This is a genomic window from Sphingomonas sp. FG14 (assembly GCF_057809675.1).
In genome coordinates, this window is record NZ_JBMDKK010000001.1 from 933,668 (window position 1) to 950,730 (window position 17,063).

18 protein-coding genes and 1 other RNA gene are annotated in these 17,063 nt (G+C 65.7%); 5 read left to right on the forward strand and 14 right to left on the reverse strand.

Annotated elements, in window-relative coordinates:
* Positions 1-53: 53 nt before the first annotated feature.
* From ACODTA_RS04470 to ACODTA_RS04490, 5 genes are all read right to left on the reverse strand, one after another.
* Positions 54-1,646 (reverse strand): DNA polymerase III subunit gamma/tau, encoded by a 1,593-nt coding sequence (locus ACODTA_RS04470; RefSeq protein WP_489064591.1) that lies wholly within the window; start codon positions 1,644-1,646, stop codon positions 54-56.
* Between the two features lie 41 nt (positions 1,647-1,687).
* Positions 1,688-1,785: signal recognition particle sRNA small type (ffs, locus tag ACODTA_RS04475), an RNA gene on the reverse strand.
* A gap of 28 nt (positions 1,786-1,813) precedes the next feature.
* The gene (locus ACODTA_RS04480) at positions 1,814-2,149 is read right to left on the reverse strand and encodes a 2Fe-2S iron-sulfur cluster-binding protein (RefSeq protein ID WP_489064592.1); all 336 of its coding nucleotides are present in this window, start codon (positions 2,147-2,149) and stop codon (positions 1,814-1,816) included.
* Positions 2,146-3,273 carry a cysteine desulfurase family protein gene (locus tag ACODTA_RS04485; protein WP_489064593.1) on the reverse strand — a complete coding sequence of 376 codons (1,128 nt, stop codon included), beginning with the start codon at positions 3,271-3,273 and terminating at the stop codon, positions 2,146-2,148. Before ACODTA_RS04485 ends, ACODTA_RS04480 begins: the two co-directional genes overlap by 4 nt.
* Positions 3,270-4,346, reverse strand: a complete 1,077-nt coding sequence (locus tag ACODTA_RS04490) for a cysteine desulfurase family protein (protein WP_489064594.1) — start codon at positions 4,344-4,346, stop codon at positions 3,270-3,272. The genes ACODTA_RS04485 and ACODTA_RS04490 overlap by 4 nt, the downstream gene beginning before the upstream one ends.
* 122 nt (positions 4,347-4,468) lie before the next feature.
* On the opposite strand from ACODTA_RS04490, the gene ACODTA_RS04495 reads away from it, so the two are divergent.
* Entirely contained in the window at positions 4,469-5,125 is a 657-nt protein-coding gene (locus tag ACODTA_RS04495) for an alpha/beta hydrolase (RefSeq protein ID WP_489064595.1), read from the forward strand.
* 52 nt (positions 5,126-5,177) lie between these two features.
* Here the strand turns inward: ACODTA_RS04495 and ACODTA_RS04500 are convergent, their stop codons facing one another.
* Genes ACODTA_RS04500 through ACODTA_RS04510 form a run of 3 tightly spaced genes read right to left on the reverse strand, consistent with a single transcriptional unit; the run spans position 5,178 to position 7,104 of the window.
* Positions 5,178-5,969, reverse strand: a complete 792-nt coding sequence (locus tag ACODTA_RS04500) for a dimethylarginine dimethylaminohydrolase family protein (RefSeq protein ID WP_489064596.1) — start codon at positions 5,967-5,969, stop codon at positions 5,178-5,180.
* Positions 5,966-6,154, reverse strand: coding sequence for a hypothetical protein (locus ACODTA_RS04505; RefSeq protein WP_489064597.1), 189 nt, complete (start codon positions 6,152-6,154; stop codon positions 5,966-5,968). Before ACODTA_RS04505 ends, ACODTA_RS04500 begins: the two co-directional genes overlap by 4 nt.
* On the reverse strand, positions 6,151-7,104 hold the full coding sequence (locus ACODTA_RS04510; RefSeq protein ID WP_489064598.1) for a threonine ammonia-lyase: 954 nt from the start codon (positions 7,102-7,104) through the stop codon (positions 6,151-6,153). The genes ACODTA_RS04505 and ACODTA_RS04510 overlap by 4 nt, the downstream gene beginning before the upstream one ends.
* Before the next feature lie 120 nt (positions 7,105-7,224).
* Here ACODTA_RS04510 and ACODTA_RS04515 point away from each other — a divergent pair, with 120 nt between their 5' ends.
* From ACODTA_RS04515 to ACODTA_RS04530, 4 genes are all read left to right on the forward strand, one after another.
* Positions 7,225-8,430 (forward strand): saccharopine dehydrogenase family protein, encoded by a 1,206-nt coding sequence (locus tag ACODTA_RS04515; protein ID WP_489064599.1) that lies wholly within the window; start codon positions 7,225-7,227, stop codon positions 8,428-8,430.
* Between the two features lie 90 nt (positions 8,431-8,520).
* Positions 8,521-9,693 (forward strand): carboxynorspermidine decarboxylase, encoded by a 1,173-nt coding sequence (locus tag ACODTA_RS04520; RefSeq protein ID WP_489064600.1) that lies wholly within the window; start codon positions 8,521-8,523, stop codon positions 9,691-9,693.
* 194 nt (positions 9,694-9,887) lie between these two features.
* Positions 9,888-11,081 (forward strand): type III PLP-dependent enzyme, encoded by a 1,194-nt coding sequence (locus ACODTA_RS04525; RefSeq protein WP_489064601.1) that lies wholly within the window; start codon positions 9,888-9,890, stop codon positions 11,079-11,081.
* Between the two features lie 68 nt (positions 11,082-11,149).
* On the forward strand, positions 11,150-11,569 hold the full coding sequence (locus ACODTA_RS04530; protein WP_489064602.1) for an MAPEG family protein: 420 nt from the start codon (positions 11,150-11,152) through the stop codon (positions 11,567-11,569).
* Between the two features lie 15 nt (positions 11,570-11,584).
* On the opposite strand, the gene ACODTA_RS04535 is transcribed toward ACODTA_RS04530, so the two are convergent.
* The 6 genes from ACODTA_RS04535 to ACODTA_RS04560 form a co-directional block, all read right to left on the reverse strand.
* Positions 11,585-12,793, reverse strand: a complete 1,209-nt coding sequence (locus ACODTA_RS04535) for a class I SAM-dependent RNA methyltransferase (protein ID WP_489064603.1) — start codon at positions 12,791-12,793, stop codon at positions 11,585-11,587.
* Entirely contained in the window at positions 12,784-14,178 is a 1,395-nt protein-coding gene (locus ACODTA_RS04540) for an NAD(P)H-hydrate dehydratase (protein ID WP_489064604.1), read from the reverse strand. Before ACODTA_RS04540 ends, ACODTA_RS04535 begins: the two co-directional genes overlap by 10 nt.
* Complete coding sequence (locus ACODTA_RS04545; protein WP_489064605.1) at positions 14,175-14,612, reverse strand: hypothetical protein; 438 nt, start codon at positions 14,610-14,612, stop codon at positions 14,175-14,177. Before ACODTA_RS04545 ends, ACODTA_RS04540 begins: the two co-directional genes overlap by 4 nt.
* An 85-nt stretch (positions 14,613-14,697) precedes the next feature.
* A complete protein-coding gene (locus ACODTA_RS04550; RefSeq protein ID WP_489064606.1) occupies positions 14,698-15,420 on the reverse strand; it encodes an N-formylglutamate amidohydrolase in 723 nt (240 codons plus the stop codon).
* A complete protein-coding gene (locus ACODTA_RS04555; protein WP_489064607.1) occupies positions 15,417-16,175 on the reverse strand; it encodes an enoyl-CoA hydratase/isomerase family protein in 759 nt (252 codons plus the stop codon). Before ACODTA_RS04555 ends, ACODTA_RS04550 begins: the two co-directional genes overlap by 4 nt.
* A gap of 36 nt (positions 16,176-16,211) precedes the next feature.
* Entirely contained in the window at positions 16,212-17,048 is an 837-nt protein-coding gene (locus ACODTA_RS04560; RefSeq protein WP_489064608.1) for a 4-(cytidine 5'-diphospho)-2-C-methyl-D-erythritol kinase, read from the reverse strand.
* Positions 17,049-17,063 lie beyond the last annotated feature (15 nt).

The following is a 17,063-nucleotide window of genomic DNA, read 5'->3' on the forward strand; positions in this document are numbered from 1 at the left end:
CGGTCGGGCGGATGCTCGCGCATCCGGGACCGGTTCACCCGTAAGCCGGCTATTTAGCCAGCCCGTTTCCATTCGACCAGTTCGGCCTCCGGAAAAGCATCGAACGCGGCCTTGACGAGCGGCGTCGCCAATATGGCGTCGCGCGCGCGGTTTTCCTCCATCCGCTCCTGTTCGAGCAAGGTCGGCTCCGCCGGGCCATCGGGCGAGGAGACCTCCCAGATCTCTCCCGTGATCGTCTTGAGCGCCGCCGCCAGGTCACGGTTGAACTCGCTCGCCATCGGCTTTGCCGGGCGAATGGCCAGCTCCGGCGGCGCATAGCGGATCAGCCCGATATAATCGTGCAGTTGCTGCGCGATATGCGCCTTGCCGTTATTCGCCAGGAGCGAGATCATCGCGGGGAAATCCGCGGGCAGACGCTGCGCCGGCGCCTGCGGCGCGGGATCATGGGCCGGCATGGCGGCCGGTGCCGCCACTGCCTCGCCATTGGCAAGCCGCTTCATCAATTCGCCAGGATCGGGAAGCTGCGCGGCATGGATCACGCGCAGAAGCGCCATTTCCGCCGATTCGATCGGCAGCGCCGCGCGCACCGTCTCGTCATGCCCTTTCAGCAGAAGCTGCCAGAGCCGATGGAGCGCGGCGAAGCCGAGTCGGCTCGCCCAATCGGCCAGCGCCTCACGCTCCTCGATCGAGAGCGCAGGATCGTCTCCGCCGCCGACCTTCGCCAGCGTCACCCCATGAACGGTCTCGAGCAGGGCGCGCAGCACCCCCACGGGATCGACACCCAGATCATGCTGTTCCCTGAGCGCCGTCAGCGTCGCGGGCGCATCGCCCGACAGGAGATACCCGAACAGGCGACGAATCGCTCCACGATCGGACAGTCCAAGCATATCACGGACTTGGGCTGCAGTGACGCCATGACTGCCTTCCATATCGGCATGAGCGATCGCCTGATCGAGGATCGAGAGGCCGTCGCGCGCCGATCCTTCGGCCGCGCGCGCGACGAGCGCGAGCGCCTCGGGTTCCGCTGTCACGCCCTCGGCGCGCGCGACACGGTCGAAATGGGCGGCCAGCGTTTCGGCGGAAATCCTGCGCAGATCGAAACGCTGACAGCGCGACAGCACGGTCACGGGCACCTTGTTCACCTCTGTGGTGGCGAACAGGAACTTCACATGCGGCGGCGGCTCCTCCAGTGTCTTCAACAGCGCGTTGAACGCGTTCTTCGACAGCATATGGACTTCGTCGACGATATAGACCTTGTAGCGCGCCGAAACCGCCGCATAGCGCACCGCCTCGATGATCTCACGCACATCGTCCACGCCGGTATGGCTGGCCGCGTCCATTTCCACCACGTCGATATGCCGGCCTTCGGCGATCGCCACGCAGGGTTCGCATACGCCGCACGGCGTGATTGTCGGGCCGCCCTGCCCGTCCGGACCGATACAGTTGAGCGCCTTGGCGATCAGCCGCGCGGTGGAGGTCTTGCCGACACCGCGGACGCCGGTCAGCAGGAAGGCGTGCGCCAGCCGATCACGCTTGATCGCGTTGCCGAGCGTCGTGACCATCGCATCCTGGCCGATCAGTTCGGCAAATGTCTGCGGCCGGTATTTGCGTGCAAGGACGCGATAGGGTTGTGGAGATTCGGACATCGCGGGGCAATCTAGGGACTGCGGCCCGGCTTGTCGAAGGAGAAGGTGGGAGCCGGAACGACCCGGGGCGAATTCGTTACGGCTGCTTCCTTCCGGACCTGACCGGGTTGGCGAGAGCACCGTCCGCCCGACTCCCGCCGCGCATATGGGGGAAAGCGTCGGTTAAATCAACGCCCCTGCATATTGCGCACTTCACCGGGGATTCGAACGGTCAGACTTTCGAGATCATCGGTCAGCCAGATCTGGCAGGCGAGCCGGCTATGGCGTGTCGCGCCGGCCGCGAGATCGAGCATATCCTCCTCCATCTCGGACGCGCGCGGCAGCTTCGCGAAATCTCCGGCATCGACGATGACATGGCATGTCGAGCAAGCCATCTGCCCCTCACACGTCCCTTCGAGCGGTTGGCCGTCATTCTGTCCGAGCGTCAGCAGATTCTCGCCGGCGGCGCCGACGACCTCGCTGACGGTCTCGCCATCGGGACTAACGAAGCGAACGCGGGTCACGCGGCCAGCGCCCGCTGGCGGTCGGCCGCCTCGCCGATCAGCGCCGCCGCACGCTCGATATCGGCGATGCTCGTATAGCGGCCGAAACCCAGCCGGATACTTGCGCGCGCTTCCGCGTCGGTGAGCCCCAGCGCGGAGAGCACATGGCTGGGGCGCCCGGAACCGCTGGCGCAGGCCGATCCGGCGGAAAATGCGACGCTGCGTACCTCCGAGATCAATCTCGCCGCATCGACACCATTACGACGAAGATTTAGGTTTCCAGCATAACGATCTGAAATCGATCCGTTGATTTCCCAATCTCCAAAACCACTCCTGGCCGCTTCCGCCAACGTCGCGACATGGGCCGCATCTGCCGTCCGGCGCTCGACCATCAGTGCCGCGGCCGCGCCGAAACCCGCGCACAACGCCGGGGACAATGTTCCGGACCGCAGCCCACCTTCCTGTGCGCCGCCATGGACGATCGGCTCGACCTCGATGCCATCCGCCAGCCACAGCGCACCCACGCCCTTGGGCCCATACAGCTTGTGCGCAGAGACCGCGACCATGTCGCAGGCGCCTGCCGGCAAGTCCACACGGCCGAATCCCTGGACAGCATCGCAGAAAAAGGCCGCGCCGGCTGCACGTGCCAGCGCCGAAAGCGCCGAGATCGGCTGGATCACGCCGATTTCGTTGTTGACCAGCATCGCGGCGACGAGTGCCGTCTTGTCGTCGATCTCCGCCGCTGCCGCATCGAGATCGACCAGCCCGTCGCCATGGACAGGGAGCAACACGCATTCGAAGCCGTGGCTGCCCAGCCACAGCGCGGTATCGCGGACACAAGTATGTTCGGTTGCGATGGTGACGATCTTCCGCCGTCTGGCAGGCGCCGCGATCATCAGGCCCTGGATCGCCATATTGGCGGCCTCGGTCGCGCCCGATGTGAAGATCAGCCCCCCCCCATCCAGACCGAGCGCCGCAGTGACCCGGTCACGCGCCAATTCCACCGCCGCGCGTGCAGCCCTGCCGGGCACATGGGGGGAGTGTGGATTGGCGAAGCCAGGCTCCAGCCAGGGCGTCATGGCCGCCAGCGCCTCGGGCGCGATCGGAGTCGTCGCCTGATAATCGAGATAGATGGCGCCGGTCATGCCGCGCGCGCCTTGGCCTCGCCTGCCAGCCTCTTCCATTGATCGACGAATCGATAAACGTCGGAGCGCGTCGTATCGGACCCGAAGCTGACACGGATCACCTCGGCAACATCGCGCTCGTCCCAGCCCATCGCCGCCAGCACATGGCTGGGCTTCAAGGTACCGGATGAACAGGCGCTGCCTGCCGACACCGCGATTCCCGCCATATCGAACTGGATAAGCTGTGCCGACGCCGCCATGCCGGGCATGCGATAGGACGCGATGGTCGGGATCCGCGCACTGCGCCGGGCGACGACCTGGCCGCCCGCCCCCTCGATCGCGCCATCGAGATGCGCGCGCAGATCCTCCGCACGCTTGAGCCAGGCGCGCGACGCCTCAAGCGCGGCGGCGAAGGCGATCGCACCGGGCACATTCTCCGTGCCGCCACGATAGCCCTTTTCCTGCCCACCCTCGGGTGTCAGATCGCCGAGATCGCGGACCAGCAGCGCACCGATTCCCGGCGGGCCGCCCAGCTTGTGCGCCGAAATCGAAATCAGGTCCGCATCCGGCAAGGGCAGCTTGCCCGCCGACTGCGCGCAATCGGCGAAGATCAGCCCGCCCTTGCCGCGCACGATCGGGATCAGCGAATCGAGTGGCTGCAACACGCCGCTTTCATTGTTGGCGGACTGGATGGCGACAAGCGGCCGCTCCGCGCCCAGCGCGCCCAGCCTGCCGGTCAGCGCATGATCCGCGACCGTGCCGTCACCCTGCACCGGCAGAAAAAACGCCTTCGGCGCGGCGCGATGGACGGCGTCATGCTCGGTTCCGCCGACCAGCACCGCATCCGCCTTGGCCCGCGTGAGCCCGATGCGGATCGCCTCGGTCGCGCCGCTGGTGAAGATCAATTCGCCGGTCCAGCCGAGCGCCGCGGCGACGCGCGCACGCGCATCCTCCAGCGCTGCGCGCGCGGCACGGCCCTCCGCATGGGGCGAAGACGGGTTCGCCCAGCGTTCGATAGCGTCGTTCATCGCGGCGCGTGCAGCCGCGAGCATGGGCGTCGTCGCCGCGTGATCCAGATAAAGGCGGCCGCTCACCCGCTAAAGCTCCCCGACGATTGCGAAACCGTGAGGCGCATCTATATAGGCTGGCGCGACGGCGCACAGCCCCATCCCGCATGGAGCCACGCACCAATCCATCTTTTCAGCACGAAGGTGCCATGCCCGAAGTCATCATTCCCGGCCCCGAAGGCCGCCTCGAAGGGCGGTTCAGCCCGCCGCCCCGCCCCCGCGCACCCGTCGCGATGATCCTGCACCCGCACCCACAGGGCGGCGGCACGATGAACGACCGGATCACCCAGTCGCTCTACAAAACCTTCCAACGCCGTGGTTTCGCCACGCTGCGGTTCAACTTCCGTGGCGTCGGCAAGAGCCAGGGCACGTTCGACAATGGCGTCGGCGAACTTTCCGACGCGGCTGCCGCGCTGGACTGGGTGCAGAGCTTTCATCCTGAAGCGCAGACCACCTGGATCGCCGGCTTCAGCTTCGGTGCCTGGATCGGCATGCAGTTGCTGATGCGCCGCCCCGAAGTGCGCGGTTTCATCTCGATCGCGCCGCCGGCGAACATGTACGACTTCACCTTCCTGGCGCCCTGCCCGGCCTCCGGCATCATCGTGCAGGGAACCGGCGACGAGGTGGTCACGCCCGGCGCCGTGCAGAAGCTGGTCGACAAGTTGCGCACGCAGAAGCACATCACCATCCATCACGACGAGATTCCGCGCGCAAATCACTTCTTCGAGCATGAACTCGACGAGATGATGCGCGCCGTCGACAATTATCTCGACATGCGGCTGGATCCGAACTCGCCGATCAAGTGACCGGCCAGACCTCGATCGCTTCGGGCCGGCACGGCCTGAAGCGATCGAGGCTCTAACTCGCCCGCCAGCGCAGCGACATGCACGACAGGCCGGCATCGATCTTCGCGATCTCCGAAACCGCGAGCGGAACGACGCTCAAGCCACGCGCCGCGACAAGCGCGGCCGTCGTGGGATAACCTGCGCCGACCAGCACCACATCGTTGACGCGAAGCAGGTTCGCCGCCGCTTCCTCGCCTTCCGGCGTCACGATGACATCGAGATCGCCGAACAGGCCGGCATCGGCCAGCGCGGGTGTCGTGATCACCGCCATCTCATCGATCAGCGACGACGCGGTCTTCAGATGTAGCGTGCCCGCCGGCGGCGCGACGACCCGAACCGTGCGGCCCAACCCGGCCATCAGTTCAGCGAAGCGCTCTGCGCCTTCACGATCAGTACGCGCGGACAATCCGACCAGGATCTCATCCGGCAGGATCAGGATGTCGCCGCCATCTGCATAGCCGCGATCGAGCGTCTTCACCGTCGCGAATCGCCGCTCGAGCACGGCCGCCAATTCGGCGCTCTCGCCAAGCCGGCTCGGCGTGCCCGGCCGCAGCAGGATCGCCCCCTCGGGCACGACAAAGGCCGGATCCTCGACGAAGATCGAATCGGGATAATCGTCGAGCGGCGGCAGGACTTCGACCGCGACGTCCGCAGCGCGAAGCGCATCGACATAAGCCGCATGCTCGGCAAGCACGATACGATGATCGGGATCGCCCTGCTCAACGGCGCGCAGCCCGTTGACGACGCTAGGCGCCGGCGTGCGGACCAGCGCATCGGTGAAGTCGAAAATGCGGTTCCTGGTCATGCCGTCAGGATCACGACATTTGCGACGAACACGACGGCGCAGACGATCATCAACACCCCCTTTTGCCGGTTGCCCCTGCGAATCAGCTTGAAGCCGCCGATCGCCAGAGCAAAGGCGGCGATCATCAGGATCGCAGGACCGGCCGCAACCGCGAAGGATGCGACCGAACCGAAAACGCCGCTCACGCCGAAAGCACCGCCGCGAACCTGGCGTCATCGACATTGCCGCCGGAAATGATGACCAGCGTCCGTTCGCTGGCATCGACCTTGCCGGCGAGGACCGCCGCCAATGCCGCGGCGCCGCCGGGCTCCACCACCAGCCGCAATTTGTCGAACGCGAAACGCATCGCTTCGGCGACCTCAGCCTCGCTGACGGCGACACCCGTCGCGCCGCGTCCGCTGAGCACTTCGAAGGTCAGCGGCGAGACAAGCGTGGTCTGAAGCGCGTCGCACGCCGTGGGCGGCGGATTGGAGCCGACGGGCACGATCTCTCCACCCTCAAGCGACTGGCGCATATCGTCCCAGCCCTCCGGCTCGGCGATGACGATCTCGGCATCGGGGCAGGCGAGCGCGATGCCGGCCGAAAGACCGCCACCGCCGCAGGGGATGACGATGCGATCGGGCGCGCCCCCAGCCCATTCCTCCATCTGCGCCGTCGCCTCGATGCCCGCGCTCCCCTGCCCTTCGATCACCCAGGCGTCGTCGAAACTGGGGACGAGCGTGGCGCCACGCTCGGCAGCCAATGCCGCGCCGATCGCCGCGCGATCCTCGGTCATGCGATCATACAGGATGATCTCGGCGCCAAGCGCACGGGTATTCTCCAGCTTCTTGCGCGGCGCATCCGACGGCATGACGATCGTCGACGGCATGCCGAGCCGCTTTGCCGACCAGGCAACGCCCTGCGCGTGGTTGCCCGACGAAAAGGCGACGACGCCGTCCGCACGTTGCTGGGCATCCAGATCGGTCAGCCGGTGCCATGCCCCCCGCAGCTTGAATGCACCCATGGGCTGGAGCGATTCGGCCTTGCACCAGATCGTCTTGCCGTCGCGCTCGAAGGACAGCAGCGGCGTTGCGGGAAGGATTTCAGCGATCTTCGCGGCGGCGGCGAGAACGCCGTCTCGGTTGGGCTTGCGCATCAGGGGGGCTCCAGGGGTTCGCTTCGACTCGATCGTTCCAGCGCATCGTCATGTCGTACTTTGCCCTGTCACGAAGCATCCCTATATAGCCGCACTTTCCCCCGGCAAATGGAGATGGGCGTGAGCAAGGTTCTGGTGATCGGCGCAGGCGGCGTCGGGTCGGTCGCGGTGCACAAGATGGCGATGAACCCCGGCATCTTCTCTCACATCACGCTGGCGAGCCGCCGCAAGGCGAAATGCGACGCGATCGCCGAATCGGTGAAGGCGCGCACCGGCGTCGTCATCGACACCGCCGAAGTCGATGCCGACGATGTCGAGGCGACCGCCGCGCTGATCGAGCGCGTTCAGCCCAAGCTGGTCGTGCATCTGGCGCTTCCCTATCAGGACCTCTCGATCATGGACGCGTGCCTGAAGGCCGGCGTCGATTATCTCGACACCGCCAATTACGAACCGCGCGACGAAGCCAAGTTCGAATATGGCTGGCAATGGGCCTATCATGACCGCTTCAAGGAAGCCGGACTGATGGCATTGCTCGGTTCGGGCTTCGATCCGGGCGTCACCTCGGTATTCGCAAGCTATATCAAGAAGCACCTGCTCGACCGGATCGACACGCTCGACATCCTCGACTGCAACGGCGGCGACCATGGCCAGCATTTCGCCACCAACTTCAATCCGGAGATCAACATCCGCGAAGTCACCGCGCCGTCGCGTCACTGGGCGAACGGCAAATGGGTCGAGGGGCCGGCGCTCAGCCACAAGCAGGTGTTCGACTTCGAGGCCGTCGGCGAGAAGAACATGTACCTCATGTATCATGAGGAACTGGAATCGCTGGCGAAGCACTATCCCGAGATCAAGCGCATCCGTTTCTGGATGACGTTCGGAGATGCGTACCTCAAGCACCTGGAAGTGCTGCAGAATGTCGGCATGACCCGGATCGACCCGGTGATCTACGAAGGCCGCGAGATCATCCCGCTACAGTTCCTGAAGGCGGTGCTGCCCGAACCGTCGAGCCTGGGCCCGACGACGCACGGCAAGACCAATATCGGAGACATCGCGACGGGCGAGAAGGATGGCGCGGCGAAGACGGTCTATGTCTACAATATCTGCGACCATGAGGACGCGTATGAGGAAACCGGCAACCAGGCGGTAAGCTACACCACCGGCGTTCCCGCGATGATCGGCGCCGCGATGATGCTGACCGGCAAGTGGCGCGGGGATGGCGTGTTCAACATGGAACAGTTCGATCCCGATCCGTTCATGGACATGCTGAACGACCATGGCCTGCCCTGGCAGGTCAAGGAGTTGGATGGACCTCTTCAGTTCTGAACTCAGCTTTGTAGACCCGTTCGCCTTGAGCCTTTCGAAGCGCTGCCCTTCGACAAGCTCAGGTCGATCGGGTTTCGAGGGACCGTAAAAATGGAAACCAGAGCCGGCGATCCAGGAGCCTTTGCGCATTTCGACCTGAGCCGCGTGCCCAGCCCCTGTTTCGTCGTTGACGAGGCGGCAGTGCGGCGCAATCTCGCGGTGCTCAAGGATGTGCGCGACCGTTCGGGCGCTAAGGTGCTGCTCGCGCTCAAGGCCTTCTCGATGTGGTCGCTGGGCGACGTGGTCGGCGAATATCTCGACGGCGTCTGCGCGTCAGGCCTGTGGGAAGCGCTGCTGGGGCGCGAGAAATATCACGGCGAAGTCGCGACCTATTGCGCGGGCTACAAGGCGGAGGACATGCCGGAGATCCTGCGCCTGTCCGATCACGTCATCTTCAACAGCCCCGCCCAGCACCGACGCTTCCTGCCGCAGATCGAGGCTGCGCGTGCGGCCGGCGACGTTTTCGACGTGGGATTGCGTATCAACCCCGAACATAGCGAAGGCGAAGTCCCAAAATATGATCCGTGCCAGCCGGGATCGCGACTGGGTTTCCCCGTATCGCAACTGCGCGCCGAGCATCTCGAGGGCATCGACGGACTGCATTTCCACAGCCTGTGCGAACAGGATTTCGAGCCGCTGCGCCGGACCTGGCAATCACTCGAAGCCAAGCTAAAGCCATATTTCAATACATTGAAATGGCTAAATTTTGGTGGCGGCCATCATATTACGCGCGCGGACTATCAGCGCGACGACCTGGTCGCGTTCATCTGCAGCGTACGCGCATCAATCGGCCTCGACATCTTTCTGGAGCCCGGCGAAGCGACCGCGCTCGACGCCGGCATCCTGGTCGGCGAGATTCTGGACACGTTCGAGAATGGGGTGCCGATCGGCATCACCGACATCTCGGCCACCTGCCATATGCCCGACGTGATCGAAGCCCCCTATCGCCCGGCGCTGCTCGGCGAGGCGGAGGACGGCGTTGCCGTCCGCCTGGGCGGGCCATCCTGTCTGGCGGGCGACATCATCGGCGACTATCGATTCGCCACCCCGCCTCAGGTGGGAGACCGCATCGCCTTTCTCGACCAGGCGCATTATTCGATGGTCAAGACCAACAGTTTCAACGGCGTTCCGCTGCCCGCGATCGCCCTTTGGAACAGCGAAAACGACTCACTCAGGCTCGTGAAGCGCTTCTCCTACGAGAATTTCCGCGATCGCCTGTCGTAACGGCGGGACGATTCCGTCCCGCCCATTTCCCGTTTCACCCTGAAAATACGCCATTTCCAGCGGGTGCGCGCAATAATCGCGCAAACGGTCTTTACACCCCCCTCCCCCCCACATATATCGCGCTTCCTCGCTGCCCCATGGGACTTCCACCGCAAGGCAGCTCTTCGTGAACTACCCACTGGAGGTCCCTTGAGTTGCACAAGCATCATAGCGCGCTGGGGCTAGCGACCGCCCTTCGTCCGGTTCAGCCGGTCACGCTCATTCGTCCGCACGCCGCCGAGCGTGCCGCCCGCTTCTTCGTTGAGAAGTTTCCGGGGCGGTCACTCTATGCGGTCAAGGCGAACCCCTCACCCGATCTGCTGCAGATCCTGTGGGCCAGCGGAATCACGCATTATGACGTCGCCTCGATCACCGAGGTGCGCATGGTCGCGAAGACGCTGCCGGACGCCGAATTGTGCTTCATGCACCCGGTGAAGGCCGAGGAAGCGATCCGCGAGGCCTATTTCACCCATGGCGTGAAGACCTTCTCGCTCGATTCGATCGAGGAACTGGAGAAGATCATGCGCGCGACGCGGCATGCGAGCGACCTGACGCTGGCGGTGCGGCTGCGGGTATCGTCGGATCATTCGAAGCTCAGCCTGGCCTCCAAATTCGGCGCTGCACCACACGAGGTGTCGGATCTGCTGATGGCGACCCGTCAGGCGGCCGACACGCTGGGCATCTGCTTCCATGTCGGCAGCCAGGCGATGACGCCGCGCGCCTATACCGAAGCGATGGAACAGGTTCGCGCCGCCATCGTGCAGGCTGCGGTCACGGTCGATCTCGTCGATGTCGGCGGCGGTTTCCCCTCGGTCTATCCGGGGATGGAGCCGCCTGCGCTGGAGGCGTATTTCGCCGCGATCCACGCCGCGTTCGAGGATTTGCCGATCAGCTATTCGGCCGAACTGTGGTGCGAGCCGGGCCGCGCGCTGTGCGCGGAATATGCGAGCCTGCTGGTCCGCGTCGAGCGGCGCCGCGGTGACGAGCTTTACATCAACGACGGCGCTTATGGCGCATTGTTCGATGCGGCGCATGTCGGCTGGCGCTTTCCGGTAAAGCTGATCCGCGAGGACGAAAGCGACACGCGCGACATGGCGTTCAGCTTCTACGGGCCGACCTGCGACGATCTCGATCACATGACCGGACCGTTCATGCTGCCCGCCGATACGCGTGCAGGCGACTATATCGAGATCGGCATGCTGGGCGCCTATGGCTGCGCAATGCGGACCGCATTCAACGGTTTCGGCGACGTCGGCACGGTAATCGCCGAGGACGAACCGATGGCGAGCGTCTACACACATGTCGAGGAACCGCGCCGCAATTCGGTGGTGACGCTGAAGCGGAACTGAGTTTCGTTTGACGACTGAAATGGACTGAAGCACCCTCTCCTTCACAACGAAGGAGGGGGTGTTTTCTTATGAAAGGCGAAATCCTTGCGCCCGTGGTGGCGCTGGTGCTGTGGACGCTTGTGATGTGGTTCTGGATGTACGCCACCCGCATCCCTGCCATGCAACGGCTGAACGTCAGGCTCGACCCGACCGTGCCGCCTGGCACGCTGACGGCGGTGCTCCCGCCCGAAGTTCGCTGGAAGGCGGACAACTACAATCACCTGATGGAACAGCCGACGATCTTCTACGCAACCGCGCTGACACTGGCGCTGCTCGGCGCAGGTGATGGCCTGAACGCGCAGATCGCCTGGGCCTATGTCGGCCTGCGCGTGCTCCACAGCCTGGTTCAGGTCACCGTCAACCGGATCATGATCCGCTTTATCGTCTTCGTGCTCTCGACGATCGCGCTGACGATGCTGGCGATCCACGCAGCGCTGATCGTCTTTTGACGACCAGGCGCCGCCTCACTGTTCGAACGCGGCGGCCAGTTCGACATGGGTCGACCAGCGGAACTGGCCGACCGGCGTGATCCGCACCAGCCGGTAACCGCCGGCGACCAGTATCCGGGCATCGCGCGCGAAAGTCGCGGGATTGCATGAGACATAGGCGATGCGCGGCACCTTCGCGGCGGCGAGCGCCTTCACCTGCTCCTCCGCCCCCGATCGCGGTGGATCGAGGACGATCGCGCCGAACCGATCGAGTTCCGCTGTGGTGAGCGGGCGGCGATACAGGTCGCGATGCTCCACGAAAACAGGCCGCTGCGCGCGGCCGGCTGCCGCCTTGAGCGCGCCCGCAACATCGCGCGCAGCCTCCGCCGCATAGATTTTGCGCGGCCCGGCCAATGCGAGCGCGAACGTGCCCAGACCTGAGAACAGATCGGCTGCGGTCGACACATCGCCGACCGCTTCCTTGACCGCCGCGACCAGCGCAGCCTCTCCATCCGAAGTTGCCTGGAGGAAATTATCATGCGGCAACGGCACGGCGACGCCGCCGAGCGTGACGGTGACCGGATCGGGTTCGCAGCGCGTCTGCGGGCCATAGCCATCATCGATCGAAAGCCGCGCGAGGCCGTGCGTGATCGCGAAATCGGTGAGTGCCTCCGACGCAGCGAGCCCATCCGCCTCGATACCGTCGATCAGCAGATCGATACCCTGATCCGCCAGCGTCATCCTGATATTGGCGACGCGCTTCTCGCGCAGCATCGTCCCCAGCAAGCGCCGCAACGGAGCGATCAACGCGAACAATGCCGGATCGAGGATCGCGCAATCGGCCATGTCGACGATGCGATGGCTGGCCCCGGCGTTGAAGCCTATCAGCACGCGCCGCCCCCGGCGCTCCGCCTTCAGGCTGGCGCGGCGGCGCGACTGTGGCGGCGAGAGATGAACCGGCATGATTTCGGGTATGGCCAGTTCCTGCGCCGCCAGCCCGATCGTGATCCGGTCGCGCACAAAATCGGCATAGCTCTCGTCGTCAAGATGCTGGAGCTGGCAGCCGCCGCATTCGGGATAGTGCGAGCATTGCGGCGGATTATGGTGCTTTCCCGGCAGGATAGCGCCATCCGGCGTCACGGCGTCACCCGGCGCCGCCAGCGGCACGAAGCGCCCGTCGGCGGTCACGCCGTCACCGCGCCCGGCGACACGCACGATTTCGGAGACCTCGGCAGTTACAGACATTGAGCGAGCGCTCCTGGAAGATGTATCGTCAGATCGTCGGCGATGAAGGCTGGTCCTGCCCGGCGTGCGGCTTCGGCGTGCAACCAGACACCGGCGCTGGCGGCGGCGAAAGCATCCAGCCCCCGCGCGCGCATCGCGGCGATGATGCCCGCAAGCACATCGCCCGTCCCGCCGGTCGACAGCCAGGCCGAATTGGGTGGGGCGATAGCGACCTGCCCGTCGGGCGCAGCGATCACCGTATCCGCCCCCTTGTGCACGATCACCGCGCCGCAGCGCTCGGCCGCCGCCAATGCCCGATCGACCTTGCTACCGCCAGGCATGGGCGCATCGCCGAACAATCCCTCGAACTCGCCGTCATGCGGGGTCAGGATCGCCATGGCGGGCAGGTCCGCCAGCCGCTCGACCCCGATCTCCCCGATCAGCCGCAGCGCGCCGGCATCGAGCACGAGCGGATGCCCCGCCGCCAACGCCGGTTCGAGCAGAGCGCGTCCGCACGCATCGGGCGGCATGCCGGGGCCGATGAGCACGGCGTTGACACGCGCATCGGCAAGGCCGGCGGGGACATCCTCGATCGTACGGCAGATCAGCGCATCGGCGCCACCTTGCGCACCATAGAGCCGGACCATGCCGGCGCCCGCGCGAAATGCGGCCATGGCGGAAAGCCGGGCCGCGCCCGGCATGCCGCCACCGATCACCATCACCATGCCGCGCGTGTATTTATGATCTCGAGGTCCGGGCGCGGGGAGCAGCGGGCGGGCGCTCTCGTGCCAATGCGTCGATACAGGCACACCGATATCGGCGAGCAGCACCGCTCCACAGCGTTCGGCGGCGGGCTGGAGCCTGTGCGCGGGCTTGAGCGCGCCAAGCGCGAGCGTCGCGGAAAAGCGCGGCACCGGCGCCAGCAGCGCACCCGTATCGGTCTGGAGGCCGCTCGGCAGGTCGGCGGCAAGGCTGAAATGCGCGGCCTCCACCAAGCGCGCCAGCGGATCGCTCGCCGCCACGTCGAGCGGTCGCGTCACCCCGGTACCGAACAAAGCATCGATCAGGACGGGCGCGGCCTCAGCCTCGGCGAGTTGTTCGACCGGACCGTCCCATGCGGTCCGCGCGCGATGTGCCGCATCGCTGCGCGGATCGGCCAGCGCCGCGACCCGCACCCGCACACCGCGTGCGGCCAGATGGCGCGCGGCGACATAACCGTCGCCGCCATTGTTACCCGGTCCGCAGACGATCAGCACCGGGCGGCCACCACCGAAGCGCCAGGCGGCCTCCGCGATCGCGCGGCCCGCGCGATCCATCAATTCGTCGACAGAGATTCCTGCACGCATGACGCGTTCTTCCGCTGCGCGCATCATCGCCGCGGTCAGGATGGGTCGTTGTCGGGTCATTGGCCGGCCGTAGCGGCGCCCGGCTTGACGGTGGCAGGCAGGCGATAGCGGTTTCCGCCCAGCGCCACTTCGATCTCGCGTGGCGAAATCGTGGTCACAACGGCTTGCTCCGCGCCATCCGCGGCAATGACGCCACGGCCGTCGCCGGTGACGAGCAAACGACGAAATCCGCCGTCGGGATGGCGGATCGTCAAGGTCACATTGTTTTCGCGGTCACGGCTGCGTTCGATCTCGCAGGCGCGCTGGAAAGCGGTTTCTCCCGCCGGTGCGCAATCGATCTTGCCGTCATCCGCCGCTTCCGAACGGGCTTGCGCCTCAACCTTCGCAAGCGCGGACTGATCGGTGGTCCGATTGCCGTCACATCCGGCAAGGACAGCCGCCATCACCGCCAGCACAGCCAAGCTGGCCGCCCGATCGAATATCCGCCTGGACATGGGTTTCTGCGCTCGCTCCAATAGGTTCACCGCTCCCTTATAGGCCGAGCCGCAATTGTGGGAAGAGCGTGGAAAGTTTGATGGCCTATCCAAGCCTGTCGCGCGTCAGGGCGATGATCGGCGCCAATTTACGGCCCCAGCGCGCAACTCCGTCGGCGTCGGATATCAGATCCTGCCGCACTTCCAGCCCCAGATAGGGCAGCCCCCTGCCCTCACCATGGCGGTTCATCGTCGCGTTCAGGATCTTGCCCGAATAGGGGAAATTATCGCCCGTCGCGATACCGGCCGCCTCCAGGAGTGGTATCGCCGCGCGCGCCGCGCGTTCGTCCTGATTGTAGAGAACGCCGATCTCCCAAGGCCGCTGCTGATCGGGATCGCTGGTCAGGCGCGGCGTGAAGCTGTGGAGCGACACCAGCAGGCGCGGTTTCAGTTCAGCGATCATCCGGTCGATCGCCGCGTGATAGGGTCGCCAGAAGCGTTCGATCCGCCCCGAACGCGCTTCGGTGGAGATACCCGCATTGCCGGGAATAGCGTGGCCGTCACTCGCATGAGGGATCAGGCCTGGAGCATCCTCCTCGCGATTGAGGTCGATGACGAGGCGTGAAACCGTCGCGAGCAGCGCCGAGGCGGAGAGTTCCGCCGCAAGCAGGCCGCAAAGCGCCTCGGTGCCGATGTCGATCGCCATATGCTGGGTCAACAGCGCCGCATCGATGCCGAGCGCGATATCGTCGGGCACGTGGTTGGAAGCATGGTCGACGATGATGAACAGGCCGGAGTTCGCATCCCCGGCAATGAATTTGGGATTCATGCGCCGAAATCCGGTGCCCGTCGCTCGCGCATCGCGAGTATCCCCTCGGCGAAATCAGCGCCGTCAAAGGCGCGCTCGAACGCCTCGTCGAACACGGCGCCCGATCGCTCGCCGGCGGCCGCGGCGGCGATGGCACGCTTGAGCATCACGACGCTGGCGGGCGAGGATTCAGAGCAAAGCGCCGCCAGATTGTTCACCGCGCCATGCGCGCTGTGCGCGACTGCCTCGATCAATCCGATACGATGCGCCTCATCGGCACCGATACGTTCCCCCGTCAGCATCAGTCGGGCGGCCTGGCCGGGCCCGACCAGCGCGACCAGCCGCGCAATATCCTCCTGCGGATATCCGATGCCCAGCCGTGCCGGCGGAATCGCGAACTGCGCCATATGGCCGCCGATCCGAAGATCGCACGCCATGACGAGCGCAACACCCGCGCCGAAACAGCCGCCATCGATCGCCGCGATGGTGGCGACGGGAAGCCGCGCCAGCCGATCGAGCGCGCCACACATCGCGGTGCGCATGCGTCGCTGCCCGACCGCATCGCCTGGCAACGCCTCCAGTTCGACCAGATCCGCGCCCGCCGAAAAAATGCCGGTGACGGCGGAACGTATGATCACGGTCCGCGCGCCCTCCGCCACGGCACGTTCGGCGATATCCGCTAGATCCGCCCAGTCGGCGATCCGAATGGCGTTACGTGCGCCCGAGCGGTTGAGGCTGATGCGGGCGATGCGCCCGTCCTGTGCGAGATCGAACATGCACCATCTCTGCCGCCCCGCGCGGCGAATGTCACGCTATCGCAGCACGGAGGCGAGTTGCCAGTAGCCCGGCCAGCGATCGGCGACAGCAGCAGCGGCGCGGTCGCGCGTTTCGGCGTCGTCGAATAACGCGAAACAAGTGGCCCCCGATCCCGACATGCGCGCAAGGCGCGCGCCGGGCATCGCCGCCAGAGCGGAAACGATACCGCCAATCTCGGGCACCAGCGCGGCGGCCGGCGCCTCCAGATCATTGCGGCCCGCCACAGCGGCGCCAAGCGGCGCGTCATGTGCGAGCGGGCCGCGATCTTCACCGTCCCAACCCTTGAAGACCGGGCCGGTGGCAAGCGGGATGCGCGGATTGACCAGCAGAACCGGCATGCCGGCAAGGGTGGCGTCATCGATCGGGTCAAGCCGGTCGCCACGCCCCTCTCCCCGCAAGGTCCGGCTCTGGACACAGGCCGGAACATCGGCGCCGAGCGACATGGCGATCCGCATGAGCAGCGGTTCATCGTCGACCTGCCACAACCGCGCCAGCAGCCGAAGCGCGGCCGCGGCATCCGCCGAACCGCCACCGATCCCCGCAGCGACAGGCAATCGCTTGTCGAGCGCGATCCGGGCACCACGTCCAGGAGCCGCAGCATCGCGCAGCGCCTGGGCGGCGCGGATCACGAGATTGTCCGCACCGTCCGACAACCCATCCGCAAAGGGGCCGGTGATCGTTAGCGACAGCAGGTTGTCGCCTGCGGCCGAAAGCAAGTCGCCCGCATCGGCGAACGCGAACAGGCTCTCGATCTCGTGATAGCCATCTGCACGGCGTGCACGGACATGCAGCGCAAGGTTGATCTTGGCCCAGGCGATTTCATGAAGGGTCACGCGCGTCTCGAATGC